Origin of the sequence: Photobacterium sp. WH77 (assembly GCF_022014395.1) — a bacterium.
In the GTDB taxonomy this organism is placed as follows: Bacteria; Pseudomonadota; Gammaproteobacteria; order Enterobacterales; family Vibrionaceae; genus Photobacterium; species Photobacterium arenosum.
On sequence record NZ_JAKLTE010000007.1, the window covers coordinates 159,103 to 183,233 of the forward strand.

A 24,131-nucleotide genomic window follows, 5' to 3' on the forward strand; every position below is an offset into this window, starting at 1 on the left:
ACCTCAGAGCATTAAGCCAGCGGCCATACCCAGCCACACCAGCATCCCCACATAGTTATTGTTGAGAAAAGCCTTAAAACAGGGTTCGCGCTCCCTGCCGCGAATTAGCATCTGCTGATAAACAAACAGCGCCGCCGCACCCAGCAGACTCCAGTAGTACAGCTGAGATAACCCCATCTGCATACCCACCACAATCAGTAGCCCTAATGTGCCCAGCTGCAGCAGGCCGATAATGCGCTTGTCATTGCGGCCAAACAGAATGGCGGTGGATTTGATGCCGATTTTTAAATCATCATCCCTGTCGACCATGGCGTACTGGGTATCATAGGCAATGGTCCAGAGTATGTTGGCGACAAACAGCATCCAGGCCACAGGCGGTAAAGCGCCAGACTGCGCGGCATACGCCATTGGAATGGCCCAGCCAAAGGCCATGCCCAGCACCAGCTGTGGCAGGTGGGTATAGCGCTTCATAAACGGATAAGCCGCTGCCAGCAGCAGACCAACCACAGACAGCTGGATAGTCAGAGTATTCATGGTCAGCACTAACGCAAATGACACTAACGCCAGCAAGGCAAAAAAGCCCAGCGCTTCGCGCTCGCTGATCAAACCGGCAGGCAGAGGACGCTGCGCGGTGCGTTTTACATGGCCGTCAAAATGCCGGTCTGCGTAATCATTGATGACACAACCCGCCGCCCGCATCGAAAAGACGCCGAGCACGAACACCGCCAGCACCTTGAAATCCGGCATGCCATCCGCGGCCAGAAACAAGGCCCACAAGGTTGGCCACATCAATAGCAAACTGCCAATCGGGCGATCCATACGCGCTAACTGCCAGAATGCCCTTGCCTTGGTCATCTCCAAACCTTCACTCTCCTACTTTTGTGCGTAATGGGCGGCTTTCTCGCTGCCCGATAACGCCGGTAATGTGCCGCTGAATGGCGCTGTTATCCTGATAAACCGGAGCGGGTGCCAGAAACAGCTCAGCCACCAGCATCGGCTTTTCTTTTACCCACAGGCGAGAGCGACGCGCCCATAACGTATCGTCATTAACATTCAGGCGGGCCAGCTGCAGGGCGTCACGGCGCGCACTCTGATCGGTAAACACCCGGTATCCCAGCGGCGATTCTCCCAGCCGGGCAATGTCCTGCTCCTCACCCGTCATGGTCGGCACAGGGATCAGCGTGCGGCCAAACACCCAGGGTACACCGTCGCCATGTAAGAGTACGATACGCTCCAGGCAATCCACTGGCCCCAGCATCGCCTGTTCATCAGGCTGTAAGCTGCTGGCTTTGATCGGCTCCTGCGCCAGCAGAAGCACACTGAACTGATGACAATAACGGGCAAAACGGCGTGACAACGAGCCATTTTCCTGCAACCAGCTTTGCAGTTGCGGCTGATTGAGGTGTATGTTTTCTGTCAGTTGCCAGTCGGCATTGTCCAGAGCGGACTGATATATCTGCTTGAATTTCGACATCTTCCCAATTCAATTCCTAGAAAGGGTGATAGAATGTGGCCAATTGATAACACTGAATGATGCCCTATTGTAGCAAGCCGTCACGGACAGGAATATCATTCCTCGCCAAAGTAGGCACTTGGGTAACAGATTTTTCCCTGATACAGATGGATAGCAAGATGAAATCTCTACTCCTGACATTGGCGATGGTGCTGATTACCCTGACTCAGCCTGCGCTGGCACAATCTGCGCCGGCAAAGACCCCTGAATACAGTTATTTCACCCTGACGCCGGATATCACCACTAACTATATCACCCAAAGTAAAAAGCTGGGTTATCTGCGCCTGCAGGTCGATCTCATGGTCTCCGACCCGGATTATATCCCTCTGGTTGAACACCATGCGCCGCTTATCCGTGACGCCATTATCCAAATCATTGGCGAACAGCCGGAAGTGAAAATCAAGTCTCTGGCCGGTCGCGAAGCCATACGCCAGCAATGCCTGGACAAAGTGAATGACCTGCTGATAGCAGAGACCAACCAAAAGCTATTAACTGAGCTGCTGTTCACCAAATATCTGTACCAGTAACCCCAGCAAAACACTCAACACCGCCATAACCTGTGGTTTAGAGGTTACAAAAAAAGCGCCCGGTGGGCGCTTTGGTCTTTTTCCCGTATTTCATTACAGTGTATCAGGCTGCAGCATGCGCCTTGGCATGTTGCGAAGCAATATACTCTGCCACCGCCTGTTGCTGCTCACTACTCAGATACAGCCCCAGTTTGCTGCGCCGCCACAGAGCATCGTCTGCGCTGACAACGAACTCACGGCTCATCAGGTAATCGAGTTCTCTGGCGTAAAAACCTTCGCCAAAATGCTGCCCCATTTCCGCTTCGCTGCTGACACCTTCCAGTATCCGCCAGCTCATGATCCCGTAATTCGTTGCCATGCGATCTGCGGTAAATGTGCTCATCCAGCTAAAACGGTGGCGTAGATCAGCACTGAGACGCTCACGGTCAAAATCCGCCTCGCCGCCGGGCAGGCAGGCTTGCGCCGTCCAGGCCGGTCCCATGTCCGGGAAGAAAGGTGCCAGCTTGCGCAGTGCCGATTCCGCCAGCTTGCGATAGGTGGTCAGCTTACCGCCAAACACAGACAGCAAGGGCGGCTGAGAGCCTTCCTGTTCCAGTTCCAGGGTGTAATCACGGGTCACGGCTTGCGGTGAGTCTGATTCATCATCACACAGCGGACGGACACCGGAGTAAGTCCATACCACATCCTGACGCTGCAGCTTGTGCTTAAAGTGATCGTTGTACACGTTGAGCAGGTAGCGGATTTCGTCTTCATCAATCGCCACCTTACGCGGGTCACCGTGATATTCCACATCTGTGGTACCAACAATGGAGAATCTGTCCAGATACGGAATCACAAATACGATTCGATTATCTTCGTTTTGCAGAATGTAGGCCTGAGGCTCATCGTGCACGCGCGGTACCACTATGTGCGAACCTTTGATCAGGCGAATATTGCGTGGCGACGGGGTATCCAGGCTGGTGTCATAAAAGGTTTTCACCCAAGGGCCGGCCGCGTTCACCAGTGCATGCGAGCGACGGATGAAACGCTCGCCGGTCTGACTATCGAGCACAGTCACTTGCCACAGCTCGCCGTCACGCTCGGCCTTTTCAACACGGCAGCGGTTACGGACTTCACCGCCACGGGCCGCAGTTTCCATCGCATTCAAGATAACCAGTCGGGCATCATCGACCCAGCAGTCTGAATATTCAAAGCCGCGGGTAATTTCAGGCACCAGGGCGGAATCCGCGCCAAAGCGTAATCCTTCACTGGCTGGCAGCGTGGTGCGTTTTCCTAAGTGATCATACAAAAACAAGCCAGCCCGAATCATCCAGGCAGGACGCAGGTGCGGCCGGTGCGGCAGGCGAAAACGCATTGGCCGGGCAATATGCGGGATCTTGCGCAGCAGAACTTCTCGCTCTGCCAGGGCTTCGCCAACCAGACGAAACTCGTAATGCTCAAGATAGCGCAGACCCCCGTGGATCAGCTTTGAACTGGCAGACGACGTCGCAGATGCAAAATCATCGGCTTCAAACAATGCCACTTTCAATCCGCGACCTGCGGCATCTGCGGCAATACCCGCGCCGTTAATGCCACCCCCTACGACGATAATATCCAGAATCTCATTTGCTGCTGTCATGCCTTTCACCTGTGCCTTAACTGCGCTGCGCTCTTACCGAATGCATTTCCTCTCTGCTTATATTAGGACATGCATTCGAAAGTGTTCACTTTGTATAAATGTTCGATATCGCTCAATATAGCCAATTGGAAAGCGAATATCATCCTTTTTATGCTCGAAAGGTGACGCCGATATGATCATACGCACAAAAAAGCTGCCTTATCAGGCAGCTTTCCGAGAATGTGCAGGCAGATTAATGCTCGCCGCGACCATTATGAGCGAAAACGCTCATAACAAGGTCAGTCAGTCGAGTATGATTTCGAGATGGGTATCCAGCTCTGCCATCCGCTTGGCCAGCGGCTCTGGTGGTGTTTTATTGGTGAACAGCATATCAATCTGGCTGATATCCCCCAGATTCACCATGGCATTGCGGCCGAATTTCGTGTGATCGACACCCAGCATGACACAGCGGCTGTTTTCTATAATGGCTTGTTTTACCCGTACTTCGTGATAATCGAAATCCAGCAGGGAGCCATCGAGATCAATGCCGCTGATCCCTATGATGCCAAAATCCAGACGGAACTGAGAGATGAAATCCAGGGTCGCTTCGCCCACTATGCCGCCGTCACGATTACGCACTTCACCACCGGCCAGAATCACCCGGAAATCATCTTTCCCGGTCAGAATACCGGCCACGTTCAGGTTATTGGTCACGATCCGCAAATCCGAGTGGTCCAGCAAGGCGCGTGCAACCGCTTCCGGCGTGGTTCCTATATCAATGAACAGCGTGGCGCCGTCGGGGATATGCTTGACCATCGCCTGCGCGATACGATCTTTCTCGGCCAGTTGCATCACTTTACGGGTTGTGTAGGAGGTGTTGACCGAGCTGGACGGCACAGTCGCCCCGCCGTGATGGCGCCGGATTTTATTCTCTTCGGCCAGCTCATTGAGATCCCTGCGGATCGTTTGCGGGCTGACGTTAAAACGGGCAACCAGGTCATCGGTACTGACATAGCCCTGAGTTTTCACGAGATCGATGATCTCCTGATGACGTTTGCTTTGCTTCACTGCTGTTACTGCTCCTGATTGACGAAGTTCCAATGACCGTAGTGGCCCGCTTTCCGGGCGCGCTCATCTTACTGGGCAATCGGTCTGGTTACTAGGTAAGTGATCCCACTCCTGGCTGAAACCTTAATGTGCCGAATCCGCCGGCTGTCGCAGATGCGCATCGACAAAGGCCAGCAGACATCCTGAGATCAGCCCGAACAGATGCGCCATATTAGCCACTTCAAATCCCATCACGCCGACGAAACCTAAAACCAGCCAGACCAGCATAAAGACGACATAGCCATTGGGAATAGTGAGGCCCCGCGATGGTGCCAGCCAGCCCAGCCACCACAGGTAGCCCATCAGCGCGTAAACCACCCCGGATAACCCGCCGAAGTTAGGGCCGTGGAACCAGAACTGTGCAAGGCCGGAGACCAGCGCGGAAACGATGAAGACTTCCAGTAACTTGCCGCTGCCGCTGTGCCGCTCAAGCCGTCCGCCCAGCACCCACCACCACAGACAGTTGAATATCACATGCAGTGCGGAGAAATGGATCAGGCTGTGAGACACATAGCGCCAGACTTCCCAGCTGTCTCCCTGCATGGTAGGAAAATGCAGCCAGTAAAAAAGCGGCGCCTGCCAGCCCAGCAACCAACCGCCGTATATGCCGACCGCCAGCACCATCACCAGCAGACAGACAGGACCGGCACCCGATTTCACCATGTCAATCATACTGGGACTGTCATAGCGAAACGACGGTTGCTGACGGCGGTTAGCCACCTGCCAGGAGGCAGCCTGGTATTTCTGATCGTCAGGATGGCGGATAAACTGCTGCCACTCGGCTTCGGTTTCTACCTGGTGCGCTGGGTCAGACAACCAAATGGCAAACTGGCCGCCGGGTTCAGCGGCCAGGGTAAGTTCAATACCACGGGAGGCCATAAAATCTATAAAGGCCTGTGCCATTCGGGGGTTATTGAGCACGGCGATGCGCTGCATCTCAGACTCCCTGTTGAAATTTGTGCGCCGCAGGCGTCGCTGGCAAGCGCAGGATGATCATCTGGCTGAATTACTGCTCAACACACGGATAAGCCTGACGGCGCCACGCTTCAAAGCCGCCGTCCATGCTGTACACGGTTTCATACCCCTGATTAATCAGATACTGGGCAGCACCCTGAGAGCTGATCCCATGGTAGCACATCACGATCACCGGCTGCTCGAAGTCAACGTCATCCATAAAACTGACCATAGAGTCATTGGTCAGGTGAAAAGCAGACGCCGGATGAGATAAAGCGTGGGATTGAGGATCGCGAATATCGACCAGTACCGCCTTAGTGTCGGACTGTTGTAATAATGCGTACGCTTGCTCAACCGAAATATGTTCAAACTGCTCCATGATGACCTCATTCTGTAATTATCAACCGGGGTGCCAGCATCTGGCTGCGCTAATCCCCCTCATCACACGATCTTACGCGACATGCTATCGACGCAAAAACCAGCAATGGTGGACCCAAGGGATCCTGGCGCATTCAGCACGGTATCCCCTACTCATTCAATGCCAGCCAGTATACTCAGTTACTCACAGCTTTGAAAAAAATCTGGCTGCCTTTTGCGTGCGGGCTTTGCCGAATATCCTTACAGGATCGAGAGTTAGTCTGGCTGGCTAGGCCAGCCAGTAGCCTGCTGATCATAGTTTCGCCAGCTGTGGAAAAAACTGTGAATAGCGTTGATAATGTGTTCCTGCCCAAAAGGATCCACTAGATATAGTAAAGATCCGATCAAAGCCTGTGGATAACATTTTCAGCCTCAGTCGGCTATGCCAGCAGCCACTCAGCAAACCGCCATTCCATAGGTGTTCAGGCACAAAAAAACCGGCTCAAAGCCGGTTTCTTCATTCAATAAGTTTGTGGATAGAAAATCCAGCGACCCGCAGGGATCCTCATCCCAAGGATCCTGCACCATGCGGATCGTTACAGCGCGTCACCGACGGCATCTTTCAACTTGCGCATCGCGTTTTTCTCCAGCTGGCGGATTCGCTCGGCTGAGACACCATAATGATCAGCCAGATCCTGCAATGTGGACTTATCGTCCTCCAGCCAGCGTGAACGCACGATATGCTGACTGCGGTCATCCAGATTCGCCAGTGCCAGTGACAGACGATTGTTGGCGTGATCTTCCCAGTTATTTTCTTCATAGCTGAGCGCCACGTCAGATGACTTGTCTTCCAGAAAATACACAGGTGCTGTGTAGCTGTTTTCACGTTCGTCATCATCCGCCGGCATATCAAAGGTGGCATCCTGCGCGGCAAGACGGGACTCCATCTCACGCACTTCACTGGTTTCTACACCCAGTTGCTCGGCCACCATTTCGACTTCTTCATTGTTAAACCAGCCAAGGCGCTTTTTCGCCTTACGCAGGTTGAAGAACAGTTTACGCTGAGCCTTGGTGGTCGCGACTTTCACGATCCGCCAGTTACGCAGCACATACTCATGAATTTCAGCCTTGATCCAATGGACAGCGAAAGACACCAGCCTGACACCCACTTCCGGGTTGAAGCGTTTTACCGCCTTCATCAGACCAATATTGCCTTCCTGAACCAGATCAGCCATTGGCAGGCCATAACCTGTATAGCCGCGGGCAACATGGACTACAAAGCGCAGGTGCGACAATACCAGACTGCGGGCAGCCTCAATATCACCGTCATAATGCAGACGCTCAGCTAACTCCCGCTCCTGCTCGGCTGTCAGCATCGGATGGCTGTTTACAGACCGGATATAGCCTTCCAGGCTATCAGCAGAAACTAAAGCTAATGAAGTCATCTCTTTTGTCATTCAAGTAACCCCTGTGGATGCTTTGCCAGGGCCAAATACCCTGGACTTTCACCTAAATCAAGCAGCATTACACTGCCAGACCGACAATAATGCCTTCAATGCTGCACAAAATGCAAGCATGCATAACCAATACGTAGAGTCTGATTCATCACATTGGTTCAATTTCTTTTAAGTGTCTGCCGGCTGAAAGACGGGCTGCCAGTATGCCCAGCAGAGCCGATAAGATAATGAGTAGCAGGCATTCATCCCAGGCCAGACCGGTTAAGTGGAAATCACTGCCATACAAAGCGGCCAGCTTATCAACCGCACTTTCCAGTATAAAGCTTACCAGCGTAGTGAGCACTAACGCAGACACCGAGGCCAATAAGCCATACCAGGCGCCTGTGTACAGAAATGGCCGCAGAATATACGTGTTGGTCGCCCCGACCAATTTCATAACCTGCACCGCCTCTTTCTGATTTTGCAGCTGAAGACGCAGCGTATTACCCACTATCAGGAACACGGCCAGCAGCATCAGGCCAGCCATGATCATGGTCAGCGTGACACTGAGTTGCTTGATGGCTTCAAGACGCTGCAGCCAGTCGCTGTCCAGCCGGACATCATCCACACCGGCCTGCTCACTGAGCTTGCGGGCCAGTATTTCCGCCTGGCTGCCCGACTGCCATTGCACCGACGGTTTGATAATCAGCACCGCCGGCAAGGGGTTTTCATCCAGCAGGCTCAGGGCCTTGGCAAAGCCTGCGTGCTCACGGAATTCATCCAATCCCTGCTGAGGAGAGACATAATCCGCCGAACTGATTTCCGTCCAGCCCGCCAGGCTCTCTCTCAGGGTGCGGGCGTCTGCATCGCCGGCACCCGGCGCCATATAAACAGTCAGCTGAGTCGGGTTCTGCCAGGCCTGGCTGACAATCGCAATATTCTTTGCCGCCAGATAAAAACAGGCCGGTAAGGTCAGGGCAAAGGCCAGCACTGCCAGCGTCAGGACATTGCCCACCGGACGGCGCCATAGATCAGTGAGTGCCTGCTTACCCACCTGACGCTGGACAGAGAACCAGCTTTGAGCTTTACGCGCCATACGCCACCTCGCGCAAACTGCCCTGGTGTAAATCAAGCCGTCTGTAACTGTGACGGCTTAATAAAGAGGTGTCGTGCGTGGCCATCAGTACACTCACCCCAACCCGGTTAAATTCGGCAAACAGTCCCATCATCTGCTGGGACAGATCGGCATCCAGATTACCGGTCGGTTCATCCGCCAGTACCACCAGCGGTTTATTGACCACGGCCCGGGCAATGCCGACCCGCTGCTGTTCCCCGCCGGACAGCTGAATCGGCAGGCATTGTGCTTTATCCAGCAGGCCGACTTTATCCAGCGCGGCGGAAACCCGTCGCTTCACATCACCGGCCGGAGACTGGGCGATTTGCAGTGGCAGCGCCACATTGTCAAACACAGTCCGGTCCATCAGCAGTCTGTGATCCTGAAAAATCATCCCGATGTGACGGCGAAGAAAAGGAATCTGATGGCTGTCTATCCGGGTAATATCATGATCATTGAAGAAAATCCGGCCATCACTCGGCCGTTCAACCGCGGCGATCAGTTTCAACAGCGTGCTTTTACCGGCACCGGAATGGCCGGTGAGAAAAGCCATCTCACCTTTTCCCAGATGGAAATCCACTTTTTGCAGGGCCTGGCGACCGCCCCGATATGCTTTACTGACCTGCTGAAACCGAATCACAGTTAATCCTCGTCGCTGAACAGAGCCTCAATAAATTCCTGGGCGGCAAAAGGACGCAAATCTTCAATACCTTCACCAATACCAATGTAACGGATAGGGATATTGAATTGATCTGCGATGGCAAAAATTACACCACCCTTAGCCGTGCCATCCAGTTTGGTCAGTGTAATACCAGATACTGGTGCCACTTCACTGAACAGTTTGGCCTGACTGATCGCATTCTGGCCAGTACCGGCATCAACGGTCAGCATAATTTCGTGCGGCGCCAGCGGATCAATTTTCTGCATCACCCGGACAATCTTACGCAGCTCTTCCATCAGATTGCCTTTGTTCTGCAGACGGCCGGCAGTATCGGCAATCACCACATCGACATTGCGTGCTTTGGCTGACTCAATCGCATCGTAGATCACTGAAGCACTGTCGGCACCGGTATGCTGGGCGACCACAGGCACGTTATTACGATCGCCCCACACTTGCAGCTGCTCTACCGCCGCGGCACGGAAGGTATCCCCAGCGGCCAGCATGACTGACAGCCCCTGCTGCTGGAATTGCTTGGCCAGCTTACCGATAGTGGTGGTTTTACCTACGCCATTCACACCCACCATTAAAATCACATAAGGCTTGCGGCTGGTATCAATCACCAGTGGCTGCTCAACTTTTGCCAGCATCTCACTCAGCTCGTCTTTCAGCAGACCGTACAGGGCCTCGCCGTCTTTGAGCTGTTTGCGGTCGGCTTTTTCGGTCAGGTTTTCGATAATCTTGAGCGTGGTGTCCATACCGACATCTGCCACCAGCAGCTGCTCTTCCAGCTCTTCAAACAGATCATCATCAATCTGCTTGCCCCGGAATAAACCGAAGAAGCCAGCCCCTAGATTATTGCGGGTTTTCTTCAGCCCTTTCATCAGCCGGGCAAAGAAACCCTCGCGCTGCGGTTTTTCCTGCACCGCCGGCTCCTCAGAAACAAGGGCCGGTTCAGCCGCGGCTTGCAGGCTTGGTGGCTGTGCATCTTCTTCTGCCGGCCGGATATGTGTATCTGCCTCGACATCCAGATGCACACTCTGCTCAGGCAATTCAGGCTCAGCGTCGCGGTGCGTCAGCGGGGCTTCCGCATCCGCCATATCCTGATGAGGTGGAACCGACTCCTCTGCAGAAGCAGGCTGCGTTTGTGCCTCCTGAGTCTGTTCCGACTCTATGGTCTCTTCTTGCGGTTTATGTTGTTCTTTTTGCTCGGTTTGTTCTTCTTCACCAAACCCCAGCCATGAAAATAATCCGCGCTTCTTTTTTTCTGCCATTGGCAAATCCTAGACATTGATTGGTACAATTTACGGCCTGAAAATAAAGGGCCTGTTTATCTTTGGGCTTGCCAGCTTAGTAGGCCTGGCGAACATAACCAATCGTCAGGGTAACAACGAACAAACACAAAGATAATCAGGCCCATGTATACTACCACTTTCTCTACGGTCGAAGAAATGTATGACTAGACGTAAGACGCATTCCGGACACAAAGCTAACCCGCCCAGCCAGGCAGGCTTTGTACGTATCATCAGTGGCCGCTGGCGAGGACGTAAACTGCCGGTCCACGATGTTGCCGGGTTACGCCCGACAACCGACCGTGTCAAAGAAACCGTTTTTAACTGGCTTGCCCCGGATATCCACGGCTCACGATGTCTGGATCTCTTTGCCGGCAGCGGCAGCCTTGGTCTTGAAGCCTTATCGCGTGGTGCGGAGCACCTGACACTGCTGGAGCTAGACACGAAAGCCGCCAGTCAGCTGAAGCGTAATCTGGACACCTTAGAGACAGATAAAGCTGAGCTGCATCAGACCGACAGCCTGTCTTTTCTCAATAAACCGGGGTCGGCTTTTGATCTGGTGTTTATTGATCCGCCTTTTCGGCGCGACATGCTGCCGGAGGTGATTCGCCTGCTGGAAGCCAATGGCTGGCTGACCCCGCAAGCCCTGATTTATCTGGAAGCAGAAAAAGAACTGGGACTGCCTGATACGCCCGAACACTGGCAGCTCATCAAAGAAAAATCGGCGGGACAAGTTTGCTACCGCCTGTATCAAAGAGAGGAAATATGAAAGCGCTGATTTTACTGGCGAAAGTGGCGATCGGATTTGTCTGGGCGGTACTTTTGCTGAACCTGTTCCACCCTTTCCCGGGTGTGGCGGCAATCGCACTGTATATCATGACGGCGTTTCTGCTGGCGATGCACGGCCTGCAAATGCTGATTTTCCTCGGTGCGTTTGGTGACAAACTGTCTCTGAGTCGCTGGGAAAAATGGTCGATACTGATTTTCGGCATCTTTGCTTTGCTGGATATTCGCCGCAAGCACATGGTGTAAAAAGCTAACGGCAAGGGTGCCCGGCTGGTGCCCTTCGTTTATCCTGCTCTTCAGCAGTCAGTCTCAGGTTTATCGGTGCCACATTGCCAGCACCAGTCAAACTGTCCTTCGTTCTCTTCGCCGCAGGACACACATCGCCAGCGCCGCTGATTGCCCGTCTCGTACCCGGCAAGTAACTGGCGTGCCTTTACCGCATCCTGTTCCGATACCCAGACTGTCACCTGTACCACATCAGCCGGTAATTCACCGGCAGCCGCCCCGAGATTCTCCCCGGTCAGACGCACCGCCAAACCGGCATGTTCCAGTAATCCTTTCAGGGTATGCGCTTCAAGGCTGTTGCCCGCCCGGTAGATCTGTTGCCAGCTAGCTGCCATTACCAATCTCTTCTCTTTATCATCAGCGTAGCAGCACACTGACCACTAAGAGCGACTGGGCAAGATAATAGGTGGTCATGATACTGCCTGTCGCAGCTCTGAAATTGCCTCTGAACCGGTCCAGGGCCAGCAAAGTATCTGATACCAGAAAGACCATCGCCCCGGCAAAAGCGGCGAGGCCGGCACCTGTTCGGGTGGTTAGCCAGTACTCACCCGCCGCCCAGGTCATTTGCAAAATCACCCCTATATATACTCCAACTGGCAGAGCCAACCGGCCCAGAGACGGCAGCAACAACAGATAAACGATAATCCCGGCCCCCATCAGCAAGGCAGGCAGCCACCACACTATCGGGCCAGACAATTCATTCCAGAAGGCCAGTGAATACACTATGTGCGCCAGCAGAAAACTGGTCAGGCCCGGCACAAACTTGTCTTTGGGCAACATAAGGAAAATGTCCCCGGCGACGGAGCACAGCAGACCGGCAATAATCCATTGCTGGTATCCATCACCCTGGCCAAACTGCAGGATTGTTGCCAGCAGCAAGACAATCGTCAGCGGCTTAAACAAATAAAACTGCCACTGTGGACCGCGATAAGCGGCATTGATATGTAACAAAGCAGAAAAAGAGACGGCTAACCAGACCCACATACGTTCACCCGAGTTATCAAAGCTGTGACAGTGTAAAAAGCAAACGCCGTTTGTCTAGCTCAGATAGGCCAGAAACCCGGTCAATTCTCACCTCTGTGATCCATCACACTTTCATATAACTTATTCCTTTACCGCCACTTTTATTCCTTTTCGTTCAATGCTATGGCTGCAACTCCCAGTCTGGTAACAAAAACAGTACAGTTCCGCTGTCAAAAGCGTCAGGTTCATACTAATGCGATAAATACCGCTTTATTTTACCCCCACAAGAAACGAAAACAGATAGAAACCTTGTTCAAAATAAAACATAAAAATGAATAAAAACAAACAAATAAAACAAAACCTAGCACCAAAATCAGCTCAGAGCTTCCTTAAGTTATTTTACCTAACATCTACACAGTTACAGAGCGTTGAATGTCGATAAATAACGAAAATCGTATGCAAAAACCTAACCCGGCTGTATACCTGAACCGGTTTTCTTTAGTTTTATCACGAAAAACAATGATAGCTAATGCCAGGAACCTCCAGAGCGCAAAAGAACAACCAGCATTTAAGAATGGATTAACAACAAAACACAAAGAAACAAATAACAGTTAAATATCATTGATTTAAATCCAAACTCAAACTCAAACACTCAATAAGATTGTTTTTTAACCTCACCATTTTTAGCAGTTAAACATCATCGAGAAAGGGATTTCATGACAACTAAAAGTAAATTTATTGCTAAATATCACACTCTTCCTTTGATCGAGCGACAAAAAAAGTGCTATTCTTTTCTTACACCAATTTTCCAGCAACATAACAGGAGCCTATAACTATGTTATCACCCTCTCAAAAACAAGGGCTTGTCATGATCGCCGTCGTCGCCGGTCTCATGTTGCTGCCTGTGCTTTATTAAGCAAAAGATAAAATTAACCAATAAAAAAGGTGCCTGAGGCACCTTTTTTATTTTGTCGCTATCATGCGCCATCCGTTACGGATCCAACTTTATATGGTGCCAATTGTTAGAGTAAAACCACAGCGCCAAGGCGGTCATGCCTAACACTAACAACACGGCAACCGCCCACACCCTGCGCGCGCTGCGGGGCGTCAGCTCTTTTTCGCACTCCTGACAGGCCCGGCGAAAGCCACGACTGTCATCCAGGCTAAATCCTTCCTCATGCACCACTTTATTGCGTATGGTGGCCACATAACGCAAGGTGGGGATGATCTCGTGAGGCAAACGCTCTTCACAACTGGTAATTAACTGATGCAGCCCTTTTCCTTCCGCATGATAATGGTGCCGCAGCAAATGCTCGAGTCGCCGGCTCCGGCTCACCACTAATTCAATCTCTGACACCCACATCTCTCCTGCTACCTGCTTCTTCTTTAACCTTACAGGGAGATCAGCCAGTTGCAAATCTACCGGCGGCGATCTCACCATAACCGCATTCTGTCACAGACAATCCGATATACACTCAAGCATAATAGCGGGCAGTTACCTAAGGAGCCTGCTATGCCCGTTACCCCTTTTCTGATTCTTCTGGTGTTACTTGTTGTTGCTGTCGCCTCATTCGTTCACATCTACCGCCGTCATCTGTCGGGCAACACAGCGATAGAAAAAACAATAGAGGTGCTGATACTCGATAAACAGAGTGTCGCTGTCGATAATACTCCACCAGGCGGTGACAGTGAGGAATATTGGCTTTATGTCCAGCCGGTAACAGGCGGCCCCAAACGTGATTTCCAGATAGGGCCGCACTATTTCCACGCCCTGAATGCCGGTGACTCAGGTACCCTGACCTACCGGGGGCGACGATTTATGCACTTTGCGCTGAAACGCTGACAAATGCGCCATCGTCACTAAGACAATATCATCAGGGTACCAGCCAGGCCGTCAGCCGGTGACGGCTAAGCAGCCAGCTCGCCAGCAAAGCAAGCCCACCGGCCACCAGAGTCCAGAACGGGATCATCACAACAGGATGAATAAAGTACCAATCAAACGCTCTGACCGGCCACAGAAAAATCGGGTGCAGCAAGTAAATACCCAGACTATAGCGACTCACAAAGGCCAGTTTGGCAAGCGTACCTTCACTGAGGCGATCGGCAATATAACGGCACACCACAAAAACCATCGCGGCGATGAGCACAGTATTCAGGGTTTTGTAAGACAGCCAGCGGCCAACAGTGTATTCACCCGCTGCAAAGCTGCGGCTGAGTACCATATAATCAGTCAGTACCAGTGCCGCTATCCCCAAAGGCAGTAACCAGCCCAGTGTCGGCCAGGAATAGCGATAAAGGCAATAGCCCAGCAGCAAATACCCGCTGTACAGCACCAACTGGTGGCTCCAGGGGCCATCGATATAAAACAAAAACAAAGCCGTCAGCAGCATCCACACCAGCGTCACCCCTTTCACTGCTGTCGGATCAGCCCGCTTCACCCACGCCTGCAAAAACGGCATCACCAGATACAAAGGCAGAAAATAGTAGAAGAAGCCCAGGTGATAATAGGTTTCGTGTTCCGGCATGTTAGCCAGTGTCGCCATCGCGGTACTGCTCTGATAGCCATCTAAGGTCAGGCCTGAAAAAAACGCATAAAACACCGACCACACCAGAAAAGGGAGCAATACCTTGCCCAGCCGCCGCCGGACATAATAGCCAAACTCAAACGGCCGGGTGTCTGTCAGCATGAGCGCGCCACTGATCATGATAAAGACAGGCACAGCCCAGCGGCTGAAGCTGTTATAACTCACCACAGTTATCCAGGCATGGTCCGGGATCTGCCCGAGCAGTTCACGGTAAGGCCCTAACACATGAATCACAACCACAGCGGTGGCAGCAACACAGCGCAGTAAGTCGACAAAGACTATTTTTTCCCGCATGGGATCTCCTTCACTTGTTACAGCCCCTCTTTCGATACTAAAGCGCCATGAGCGGCCTGATCAGAATTTGTGCATACCTCACTGGCGTACAATCTAAGCAAACTAAAGGCAGACGCTTATCAGTATGTTATCAAATTGATAATTTGAATGATGTTTTATTAAATTCACACCAAAACGAGATATTAATCACATTTTTGTGGCCATCATAGCAAGCAGGCCAGGCAAAACTGAGCCCTTTATTCTCTGAGCCACTCGCACAAATAATCAACAGAAAGCATATAAAAAAGTAAAATGGTCCACTGGCAACACAAAAATAAACACAAAAAACTAATCTGAACGTCAATATGCAGTCATAAAATACACAACAGAAACATTTAGACACATTTTTATCTTGTTTATGGCATTAACAATAGCGTAACCTCCCGCACCGATTAGATGCCCATTGACGGGTACATGACGTAAGAATGGAGGTCGTGATGCATTCGAGTGCTTCACAAAAACAGTTGAATACCAAAAAAACGCTCTTTACGCGTTTTCTGGATACGGTTGAGTGGCTGGGCAACCTGCTGCCGCACCCAATCACCCTTTTCGCCCTGTTCAGCCTGGCAATACTGATTGCTTCCGGCATTGCCGGCTACTTTGGCGTTTCAGTGCCAGACCCACGCCCGGAAGGCGCCCCAGGGCGTGCCGCTGACGGCATGATCCACGTTATCAGCCTGATGAACGCCGAAGGTCTGCAAATGATCGTGGCGAATCTGGTGAAAAACTTCACAAGCTTTGCCCCGCTGGGTACTGTGCTGGTGGCCATGCTGGGTGTCGCGATTGCAGAATATTCTGGCTTACTTTCTGCTGCAATGCGTGGCCTGGTCATGGGCGCTTCCCGCCGTATGGTAACTCTGGTTGTGGTGTTTGCCGGTATCATTTCCAATACGGCTTCAGAGCTGGGTTATGTGGTGCTGATCCCACTGGCCGCCATGCTGTTCCACTCGCTGGGTCGTCACCCTCTGGCGGGTCTGGCCGCGGCTTTTGCCGGTGTCTCCGGCGGCTACAGCGCTAACCTGCTGCTGGGCACTGTTGATCCCCTGCTGTCCGGGATTACCCAGACGGCAGCGCAAATGATTGACCCGACCTACCAGGTTGGCCCGGAAGTGAACTGGTACTTCATGTTTGCTTCAACGTTCGCGATCACCATCATGGGTGCCTTCGTGACCGAGAAAATTGTTGAGCCAAAACTGGGCACTTACAATGTCGAGGAAGCCAGCGACGATCTGGGCAAAGACAAAATGGGCAAGCTGACGGATCTGGAAAAGAAAGGTCTGAAAGTGGCGGGACTGGCTGCACTGGCGGTATCTGTTCTGCTGGCGCTGACCATAGTGCCGGAAAACGGTATCCTGCGTCATCCTGATACCGGCCTGGTGGCAGGCTCGCCTTTCCTGAAAGGCATTGTGGCTTTCATCTTTGTGTTCTTCGCCATCCCTGGCTTTGCGTACGGTAAAGTCGTTGGCACCATGAAGACAGATCGCGACGTGATCAGTGCGATGTCGGCTTCTATGTCGTCAATGGGTATGTATATCGTACTGGTGTTCTTTGCCGCCCAGTTCGTGGCATTCTTCAAGTGGACTAACTTTGGCCAAGTCTTTGCCGTGGCGGGTGCAGACATGCTGCAATCCATCGGCCTGACCGGGCCAATGCTGTTCTTCGCCTTTATCCTGATGTGTGGCTTCATCAACCTGATGATAGGTTCAGCCTCGGCACAGTGGGCAGTTACCGCCCCTATCTTCGTGCCTATGCTGATGCTGGTCGGCTATGCGCCGGAAACCATTCAGGCGGCGTACCGTATCGGCGACTCTGTCACCAATATCATCACCCCTATGATGAGCTACTTCGGTATGATTCTGGCGGTGGCGACCCGTTACCAGAAGAATCTGGGACTGGGCACCCTGATTGCCACCATGCTGCCATATTCCATGGTCTTCGTGGTCGGCTGGAGCCTGATGTTCTATGTCTGGGTGTTTGTACTGGGTATCCCGGTTGGTCCAGGCGCCGCGACCTATTACAACATTGGCGGCTAATCCTGCTTCCTCCTGAAACGACAAACCGGGCAAACGCCCGGTTTTGTTTTTCCTCTTTTCCCCAGCGGGATACACCGCTTATTTCTGATACGGGATCTGATAGCTGGCCAGCCAGCGCAGCGTCTGGTGATACACATTCGCCACCTGAGCTTCATTCATTCCCAGCCGCTGGCAATACCGGGCGGTACTTTCCCAGTCGGCATTGTCGTAGGCATCCAGCAAATTCAGAATATCGCCCAGCGGCCCCTGCCGCAGCAATAAGGCGCGGTGGACTTCCTCAGACAGAGGTAACAGCTCCAGCAGTTTAGGCAGCGGCTTATCGAGCAAGGCATCGAGCAGCGAAAACATCCCCGCCAGAAACGCCTGATCACTGTTCAGGGCAATACCGCTTCCCCTCGCCAGCTCTTCGCACATGCGCGCCCGCTGCAGCGACAGAATATACAGCTCGCGCGGTTTGCGGATAGAAGCATGAGCCGCGGCCACCACTGAGACAAACAGCTTAATTTTCTCTTCACCCAGATACACCAGCGCCTGCTTAAAGTTACCGATTGGCGTCAAGGTTCGGTGGGCGGCGGAATTGACATAACGCAGCAAAAGATAAGACAGGGAAACGTCGCTGGCAATAATGCGCTCGACACGGGGAAAATCGACCGGAGTGCGGCTGATTTCACGCAGCAGTCTCAGGGTGGTCAGGGTTTCAGGCGTCACCTGACGGTTTTTCAGCAGCTCAGGTTTGCTGAAATAATAACCCTGAAACAGATGAAAACCGGCAGCCCGGGCGGCTTCAAACTCTTCCCGGCTTTCTACTTTTTCGGCCAGGAATTTCAGGCGTCGATTTTCATGCTGGGCCACAAAAGCACAGGCGCGCTGACAACCCAGTTTGATGAAATCAAGCTTAATCACATGCACATAGGGCATGAAGCGCTGCCAGGCCGGTTGCAGATCAAAGTCGTCCAGCGCTATGGTATAACCCTGTTTATTCAGATGACGTATCGCCGCAAACAGCTCATCATCCGGGGTGCAGGTTTCCAGCACTTCTATCACCACCTTGTGCCGCGGCAGCAACAACGGTAGCAATCTCACCAGGCTGTCATAGGGGAAATTGATAAAGGTACGCTGGCTTGCGGTGGCAAGATCGTCACCGACAGCCATGTAGTTTTCCACCAGTAAACGGCTGGTTGCCGTGTTGGCTTCGATGTCCGGAAAGGCATTCTGCTCCCCATCACGAAACAGCAATTCATAACCAACGGTTCTCTGCTGGCGGTTCAAGATAGGTTGACGAGCAACGTAGGCGTACATATTGGGGAAATTAATGATCCTGTCCGGTGGAAGACAATAACAATAATAGAATGGCATCAGATTTGATGCCGTATCCAAAACCATCAACACTTTACGTTATACTGGAACATATTACTAATTCCTTTATATCGCCACAAAGAGCTGACAAATGTTGGACAAGCTTCCCATGACTCAAGGTTTTTCCTTTTCCCTCCCTGCCGGGGCGATCAGCATGGAATCCGATTTCGCGGCCACTATGTCAGGGCCGGTGGCCGAGTGCTGGGCTCAGCGCCGGCAAAGCCAGTTCGACGGTGTCGGAGGCGTGCCCATTGCCTGGATGAGCCTGACCGGCTTCAGTACTGACAGAGCTATAGTGCTGGTGAATGGCAGGGTCGAAACCTTCCATAAATATCAGGAGCTCTGCTGGGAGCTGACCCGTCAGGGCTACGATGTTTTTGCCCTGGACCACCGCGGCCAGGGCTGCTCCGGCCGCTTGACCCCAGACAGCCAGCTCGGCCATGTGGAAGAATTTACCGATTACGTCAGTGATCTCCATACCTTTGTGGATACCATAGTCAAACCGGCCGGTTACCAGCAGCTCTTTATGCTCGGTCACTCGATGGGCGGCACAGTGACCAGCCTCTATCTGGCCCAGTACCCGGATGATATTGCGGCCGCCGTGCTGAGCGCCCCGATGCACGGCATCAAAGTCAGCCACTGGATGAAGCCTATAGCCTCGCCGCTGGCCAGAGTGGCCGAGCAGCTCCAGCGTCAGCCCGGCTATGCACCCGGTCAGACCCCTTATTATCCCAAGCCCTTTGCCGATAACCCCTTATGCCAGAGCCAGTGCCGTTACGAGTGGTTCCGCAAGCTGTATGAAGATCAGCCGGCACTCAAACTGGGCGGGCCCAGCTCCCGATGGGTCTGGCAGGCATTGAGCGCCGCCCGCCAATCGGTGGTACTGGCCGGTCAGATCCGCTGCCCGGTACTGCTGCTGCAAAATGAACAGGACACCATAGTCGATAACCGGGCGCAGAACCTGTTTTACCAGCAGATCAAACAGGCCGGCGGCCAGTGTCAGGTGAAGGTGATCAAGGGCGCCCGCCATGAAGTGCTGTTCGAACAGGATTCGCAGCGGGTACAGGCGGTCACAGCTGTGCTGGAACACTTCGCCCGGTTCAGCCAGCCAGCGACTGTCGCCACCCCGCTGGTGGCCAGCGGTCAACCAAGCTGAACCCACACTGACAGGAATAGCGGAAAAAACCAGAGTCGCAGATTAGCCTCTTTTCTTGATCTAATCTGGTTTACACTGCCTGTGTATGCCAATCACCCGGCTGGCCCGAAGCGGTGCAGCCATCAAAGAAAGAGACGTGCCATGTATAAAATTGTTGCTTCTGATCTCGACGGTACTCTGCTGACACCCGATCATAAAATCGCCCCTTTCACCAAAGAGGTGCTCCAGCAGCTGCACCAGCAAGGCAAAGATTTCGTCTTCGCAACCGGCCGCCACCATATCGATGTGGCCGAAATGCGCGAGCAACTGGGCATTCCGGCTTTCATGATCACCTCTAACGGTGCCCGGGTGCACACTTGTCAGGGCGAAGTGCTGTTCCAGCAGGACGTGCAGCCTGAGGTAATTCTGGGATTGATGGAGCTCACCAAAGACGAGCCGGACTTACGTATTCATATCTACCGGCATGATGACTGGCTGCTCAACATCGAAGATGCGTATCTGCGTGATTTCCACGAAACCTTTACATACAAACTGTTTGACGTAAACAATCCACCGCTGGATGGCGTAGCGAAGGTTTTCTTCACCCGTGATGATAAAGACCACGACAAACTGGTTGTGCTGGAGGACAAGTTCCGCGCCGTGTTTGGCGAGCGTGCCAGCATCGCCTTTTCCACGCCCTGGTGTCTGGAAGTGATGGATGTCGGGGTGTCGAAAGGCCACGCCCTGGCAGCGGTTGCCGAAGCGAAAGGCTATGCGCTGACAGACTGTATCGCCTTCGGTGACGGCATGAATGATGTGGAAATGCTGAGCATGGCCGGCAAAGGTCTGGTGATGGGTACAGCTCACCACAAAGTGATGGCCGCCCTGCCTGACAACGGCGTGATTGGTTCATGCGCCGACGAAGCCGTGGCGCATTATCTGGCCGAGCATCTGCTGTAAGCCACTTTTCCCTAGTCCTATTCAAGGGGAGGGAATACTCAACGCTTCAGCAAACTCAGTACGATCCCTCCCCCCTTTTCAAGGGGGAGGCTAGGAGGGGTTATACGGCACAAACGCAAAACCCGCGCCCGCCGCTCGAACCCCGCCCTAACCCTCCCCTTGCCAAGGGGAGGGAATATTCGTGGTTTCAGCAAACTCAGTACGATCCCTCCCCCTTTTCAAGGGGGAGGCTAGGAGGGGGTTATACGGCACAAACGCTAAATCCGCGCCCGCCGCTCGAACCCCACCCTAACCCTCCCCTTGCCAAGGGGAGGGAATATTCAAACAATAAACCATTACAAGTGCGTTAAAACTGTCCTGTCATGCGCAGCACTTCCTGCCACTGCTGTTCCGTAACCGGCATGATACTGAGGCGGTTACCGCGCTGCACCAGCGGCATTTCATGCAGCGCATCATTGGCTTTGATGCTTTTCAGCGTTACCAGGCGCAGATGGCGCACATATTCGATGTCCACCATCACCCAGCGCGGATTGGCGGGATCGGATTTCGGGTCGAAATACGGGCTGTCGGGATCAAACTGAAAATGATCGGGATAGGCCTCGCGCACCACTTTGGCAACCCCCACCACCCCAATGTCTTTGCACGAAGAGTGATAGATAAAGACCTGGTCACCCACTTTGACGTCATCACGCATCATGTTGCGCGCCTGATAGTTACGAACGCCTTCCCAGCAAGCCACATTCATCTGCTTGAGAGTATCAATAGAGAAAGTATCCGGTTCCGTTTTGAATAACCAATAAGCCATATCGCATCCTGTTGTCGTGATTTTGTGGTACCAGAGCAGTAACATCTGAGGTCACAGACTCAAGAATACCATAAGCGATGGCAACCATGAGCGCCGAACCTGCTCCACAAACGGTAACACCCTGCCCGAATTGCGGCTTTGTTCATAATTGTATCTGCCATGCCGAGGTGCGCCTGCGCTCTCAGGCGATCTTCGTGCTGCTGACTCACAGCAAGGAATTTGGCAAAGACACCAATACCGGGGCGCTGATGGCCAGAACGTTGCCGCATTGCCAGCGCCTGCTTTGGTCTCGTACCGAGCCGCCCGAGGCGCTGCTGACGCTGATAGCCGATGACAAGATCCAGCCCTGGCTGCTGTTTCCCGCCGACGACACCCATCCCGCGGTACCCTTTGCACGCGAGACAGGCAAGACCCCTTTATTCATTCTGCTTGATGCCACCTGGCAGGAAGCACGCAAGATGATGCGCAAAAGCCCGTGGCTGACTAAGCTGCCCCGGCTCAGTCTGAGTGTGGATCGCGACTCCTGTTACTCGCTGCGCCGCAATCAGCAAACGGGCAATCTGTGCACCTGCGAAACAGGCATTGCCCTGCTGGAGTTGCTGGGAGAGCACAGCGATGCCAAGGCGTTACAGCAGTATTTCGACGCCTTTCTGGCAGCCTTCCCGGCGGAAAAAAGCGGGCATCCGCGTCGTCGGCCTGAGCCATAATCGCGCTGCGCCTCACAGAACGGTATTTAAATTTGCCGATTTCTTGCACGCAGCGCTGAGCCGCCCTATATTAAAACCGACTAGTCAGTCGGTATATGGATGAATCGGCTGGCATTCTCTGATACTCAACCGCGTGTACGCGGTTCACTCTGTCAAAACAGGAGATAGGGATGACCTTTGCCACTGCGAGCCAAGACAGCCAGCAGATTTTCACTATGCAGCGACTGTTCCACACCCAGCGCAATGAGTACCTGACGCAGACCATGCCGGACTATGCCAGCCGGATTGCCCGACTCAAACAGCTGAAAGCCGCATTGCTTGCTCACAAAGACGCGCTGTGTGAAGCACTGTCTGCCGACTTTGGCCACCGCAGTCACCAGGATACCCTGCTGAGCGACATCCTGCCCTGTGTCCAGCAGATCAACTACACCATTAAACGACTGAAAAAATGGATGCGGCCATCGCGGCGTCACGCCGGCTTGCTATTGATGCCGGCCAAAGTGGAAGTCATTTACCAGCCGGTCGGTGTGGTCGGTATCGTGGTGCCCTGGAACTTCCCTGTCATGCTGAGCATCGGCCCGCTGATCCCTGCGCTGGCGGCTGGCAACCGTGCCATGATTAAGCTGAGTGAATTCACCCCGCAAACCAACCAGCTCATTACCGCCCTGCTGGCAGATATCTTTGCTGACACTGAGGTCGCCGTCATTGAAGGGGAAGCCGACATTGCGGCGGCGTTTACGGCACTGCCGTTTGATCACCTGTTGTTTACCGGCTCCACCGCCGTCGGCCGCCATGTCATGCGCGCTGCGGCGGATAACCTCACCCCGGTTACGCTGGAACTGGGCGGTAAATCGCCAACTCTGATCGCCCCGGATGCCGATATGCCGCAGGCGGTTGAGCGGATGATTTTCGGCAAGTGCCTGAATGCGGGTCAGATCTGCGTGGCACCGGATTACATTTTAGTGCCGGAAGGCAAAGAAGATGCGTTCATTGCCGAGTTCAAGAAACAATTTACGCAAATGTATCCGCAAGGCGTGCACAGCCAGGATTTCACCTCAGTCGTCAACCAGCGCCAGTTCGACCGTCTGAGCCAGTGGCTGGCAGAAGCTGTCCGGAACAACACCCGGATTGAAACCGTCCACCCGGATGCCATCGACCCCGGTGCGCACCGTATGGTGCCGCATTTACTGGTGAACCCGAGCGACAGCCTGACCCTGATGCAAGAAGAGATCTTCGGCCCCTTGCTGCCGGTGATCACCTACAGCAACATCGACGAGGCCATCCAGTACATCCAGCGGCGTCCCCGCCCGCTGGCCTTATACCTGATGACGCAGGACAAAGCCCTGCAAGAGCGCGTAAAATCTTATGTTCACGCCGGTGGCATGGCCATCAATGATTCGGTCTTCCATGTCGCGGCCGACGATGCGCCATTCGGCGGTATCGGCCCGTCTGGCATGGGGCATTATCACGGCAAGGAAGGCTTTCTGACCTTCTCCAAAGCCAAAACCGTGCTGACCAAAGGCCGCATCAATACCGCCAAACTGGCCGTACCGCCTTTCACCGGCTGGCGGGCCACAGTGCAAAAGCTGATGATGGCTTTCTTCTTACGCTAAACCTGTATTATGCTG

Annotated in this window: 25 protein-coding genes; 9 read left to right on the plus strand and 16 right to left on the minus strand. The window is 53.2% G+C overall.

From position 1 onward, the window contains the following. Positions 1–3: 3 nt before the first annotated feature. Positions 4–855 carry a 4-hydroxybenzoate octaprenyltransferase gene (gene ubiA / locus L6J37_RS10050; protein ID WP_442957008.1) on the minus strand — a complete coding sequence of 284 codons (852 nt, stop codon included), beginning with the start codon at positions 853–855 and terminating at the stop codon, positions 4–6. Between the two features lie 10 nt (positions 856–865). After that, on the minus strand, positions 866–1,474 hold the full coding sequence (locus L6J37_RS10055) for a chorismate--pyruvate lyase family protein (RefSeq protein ID WP_237794948.1): 609 nt from the start codon (positions 1,472–1,474) through the stop codon (positions 866–868). A gap of 158 nt (positions 1,475–1,632) precedes the next feature. Between L6J37_RS10055 and L6J37_RS10060 the strand changes: the two genes are divergently transcribed. Further along, positions 1,633–2,040 carry a flagellar basal body-associated protein FliL gene (locus L6J37_RS10060; RefSeq protein WP_192016030.1) on the plus strand — a complete coding sequence of 136 codons (408 nt, stop codon included), beginning with the start codon at positions 1,633–1,635 and terminating at the stop codon, positions 2,038–2,040. A 103-nt stretch (positions 2,041–2,143) separates the two neighbouring features. On the opposite strand, the gene glpD is transcribed toward L6J37_RS10060, so the two are convergent. The 8 genes from glpD to ftsY all read right to left on the minus strand — a co-directional run bounded on the left by glpD (position 2,144) and on the right by ftsY (position 10,537). Beyond that, a complete protein-coding gene (gene glpD / locus L6J37_RS10065; protein ID WP_237794949.1) occupies positions 2,144–3,658 on the minus strand; it encodes a glycerol-3-phosphate dehydrogenase in 1,515 nt (504 codons plus the stop codon). A gap of 282 nt (positions 3,659–3,940) precedes the next feature. Next, the gene (locus L6J37_RS10070) at positions 3,941–4,705 is read right to left on the minus strand and encodes a DeoR/GlpR family transcriptional regulator (RefSeq protein ID WP_027250519.1); all 765 of its coding nucleotides are present in this window, start codon (positions 4,703–4,705) and stop codon (positions 3,941–3,943) included. Positions 4,706–4,828: 123 nt separating this feature from the next. Beyond that, positions 4,829–5,680: a rhomboid family intramembrane serine protease GlpG gene (gene glpG, locus L6J37_RS10075; RefSeq protein WP_237794950.1), complete on the minus strand. Its 852-nt coding sequence runs from the start codon at positions 5,678–5,680 to the stop codon at positions 4,829–4,831. A 70-nt stretch (positions 5,681–5,750) separates the two neighbouring features. Beyond that, complete coding sequence (gene glpE / locus L6J37_RS10080; RefSeq protein ID WP_161458539.1) at positions 5,751–6,077, minus strand: thiosulfate sulfurtransferase GlpE; 327 nt, start codon at positions 6,075–6,077, stop codon at positions 5,751–5,753. Between the two features lie 574 nt (positions 6,078–6,651). Beyond that, positions 6,652–7,512, minus strand: coding sequence for an RNA polymerase sigma factor RpoH (rpoH, locus tag L6J37_RS10085; protein ID WP_192016034.1), 861 nt, complete (start codon positions 7,510–7,512; stop codon positions 6,652–6,654). A gap of 148 nt (positions 7,513–7,660) precedes the next feature. Beyond that, a complete protein-coding gene (gene ftsX / locus L6J37_RS10090) occupies positions 7,661–8,587 on the minus strand; it encodes a permease-like cell division protein FtsX (RefSeq protein WP_237794951.1) in 927 nt (308 codons plus the stop codon). Then, positions 8,577–9,245: a cell division ATP-binding protein FtsE gene (gene ftsE, locus L6J37_RS10095; RefSeq protein ID WP_027250514.1), complete on the minus strand. Its 669-nt coding sequence runs from the start codon at positions 9,243–9,245 to the stop codon at positions 8,577–8,579. The genes ftsX and ftsE overlap by 11 nt, the downstream gene beginning before the upstream one ends. Positions 9,246–9,247: 2 nt before the next feature. Continuing rightward, positions 9,248–10,537: a signal recognition particle-docking protein FtsY gene (gene ftsY / locus L6J37_RS10100; RefSeq protein WP_218384516.1), complete on the minus strand. Its 1,290-nt coding sequence runs from the start codon at positions 10,535–10,537 to the stop codon at positions 9,248–9,250. A gap of 181 nt (positions 10,538–10,718) precedes the next feature. Between ftsY and rsmD the strand changes: the two genes are divergently transcribed. Both rsmD and L6J37_RS10110 read left to right on the plus strand, forming a co-directional pair. After that, a complete protein-coding gene (rsmD, locus tag L6J37_RS10105; RefSeq protein ID WP_192016037.1) occupies positions 10,719–11,324 on the plus strand; it encodes a 16S rRNA (guanine(966)-N(2))-methyltransferase RsmD in 606 nt (201 codons plus the stop codon). Next, complete coding sequence (locus tag L6J37_RS10110; RefSeq protein ID WP_027250511.1) at positions 11,321–11,587, plus strand: DUF1145 domain-containing protein; 267 nt, start codon at positions 11,321–11,323, stop codon at positions 11,585–11,587. The genes rsmD and L6J37_RS10110 overlap by 4 nt, the downstream gene beginning before the upstream one ends. A 50-nt stretch (positions 11,588–11,637) precedes the next feature. Here L6J37_RS10110 and L6J37_RS10115 read toward each other — a convergent pair whose 3' ends face one another. The 3 genes from L6J37_RS10115 to L6J37_RS10125 form a co-directional block, all read right to left on the minus strand. Continuing rightward, on the minus strand, positions 11,638–11,961 hold the full coding sequence (locus tag L6J37_RS10115; RefSeq protein WP_192016038.1) for a putative signal transducing protein: 324 nt from the start codon (positions 11,959–11,961) through the stop codon (positions 11,638–11,640). A 22-nt stretch (positions 11,962–11,983) separates the two neighbouring features. Next, complete coding sequence (locus L6J37_RS10120) at positions 11,984–12,610, minus strand: lysoplasmalogenase (protein ID WP_237794952.1); 627 nt, start codon at positions 12,608–12,610, stop codon at positions 11,984–11,986. A gap of 970 nt (positions 12,611–13,580) precedes the next feature. Beyond that, entirely contained in the window at positions 13,581–13,946 is a 366-nt protein-coding gene (locus L6J37_RS10125) for a DUF4145 domain-containing protein (RefSeq protein WP_192016107.1), read from the minus strand. A 156-nt stretch (positions 13,947–14,102) separates the two neighbouring features. Between L6J37_RS10125 and L6J37_RS10130 the strand changes: the two genes are divergently transcribed. After that, positions 14,103–14,432 (plus strand): DUF2500 domain-containing protein, encoded by a 330-nt coding sequence (locus L6J37_RS10130; RefSeq protein WP_237794953.1) that lies wholly within the window; start codon positions 14,103–14,105, stop codon positions 14,430–14,432. 31 nt (positions 14,433–14,463) lie between these two features. Here L6J37_RS10130 and L6J37_RS10135 read toward each other — a convergent pair whose 3' ends face one another. Continuing rightward, positions 14,464–15,468, minus strand: a complete 1,005-nt coding sequence (locus L6J37_RS10135) for an acyltransferase (protein WP_237794955.1) — start codon at positions 15,466–15,468, stop codon at positions 14,464–14,466. A 476-nt stretch (positions 15,469–15,944) separates the two neighbouring features. Between L6J37_RS10135 and L6J37_RS10140 the strand changes: the two genes are divergently transcribed. Next, the gene (locus L6J37_RS10140) at positions 15,945–17,540 is read left to right on the plus strand and encodes an AbgT family transporter (protein ID WP_237794957.1); all 1,596 of its coding nucleotides are present in this window, start codon (positions 15,945–15,947) and stop codon (positions 17,538–17,540) included. 78 nt (positions 17,541–17,618) lie between these two features. On the opposite strand, the gene L6J37_RS10145 is transcribed toward L6J37_RS10140, so the two are convergent. After that, positions 17,619–18,839 (minus strand): EAL and HDOD domain-containing protein, encoded by a 1,221-nt coding sequence (locus tag L6J37_RS10145; RefSeq protein WP_192016108.1) that lies wholly within the window; start codon positions 18,837–18,839, stop codon positions 17,619–17,621. Between the two features lie 148 nt (positions 18,840–18,987). Here L6J37_RS10145 and L6J37_RS10150 point away from each other — a divergent pair, with 148 nt between their 5' ends. Beyond that, positions 18,988–20,052, plus strand: a complete 1,065-nt coding sequence (locus L6J37_RS10150; RefSeq protein ID WP_330872769.1) for an alpha/beta fold hydrolase — start codon at positions 18,988–18,990, stop codon at positions 20,050–20,052. A 141-nt stretch (positions 20,053–20,193) separates the two neighbouring features. Continuing rightward, complete coding sequence (locus L6J37_RS10155; RefSeq protein WP_192016043.1) at positions 20,194–20,991, plus strand: Cof-type HAD-IIB family hydrolase; 798 nt, start codon at positions 20,194–20,196, stop codon at positions 20,989–20,991. Between the two features lie 346 nt (positions 20,992–21,337). Here L6J37_RS10155 and L6J37_RS10160 read toward each other — a convergent pair whose 3' ends face one another. Next, complete coding sequence (locus L6J37_RS10160) at positions 21,338–21,796, minus strand: EVE domain-containing protein (RefSeq protein WP_218384524.1); 459 nt, start codon at positions 21,794–21,796, stop codon at positions 21,338–21,340. 77 nt (positions 21,797–21,873) lie between these two features. Between L6J37_RS10160 and L6J37_RS10165 the strand changes: the two genes are divergently transcribed. Then, positions 21,874–22,503: a tRNA-uridine aminocarboxypropyltransferase gene (locus tag L6J37_RS10165; RefSeq protein WP_237794958.1), complete on the plus strand. Its 630-nt coding sequence runs from the start codon at positions 21,874–21,876 to the stop codon at positions 22,501–22,503. 170 nt (positions 22,504–22,673) lie between these two features. Further along, positions 22,674–24,116: a coniferyl aldehyde dehydrogenase gene (locus tag L6J37_RS10170; RefSeq protein ID WP_442957007.1), complete on the plus strand. Its 1,443-nt coding sequence runs from the start codon at positions 22,674–22,676 to the stop codon at positions 24,114–24,116. The last annotated feature ends 15 nt before the right edge of the window (positions 24,117–24,131 follow it).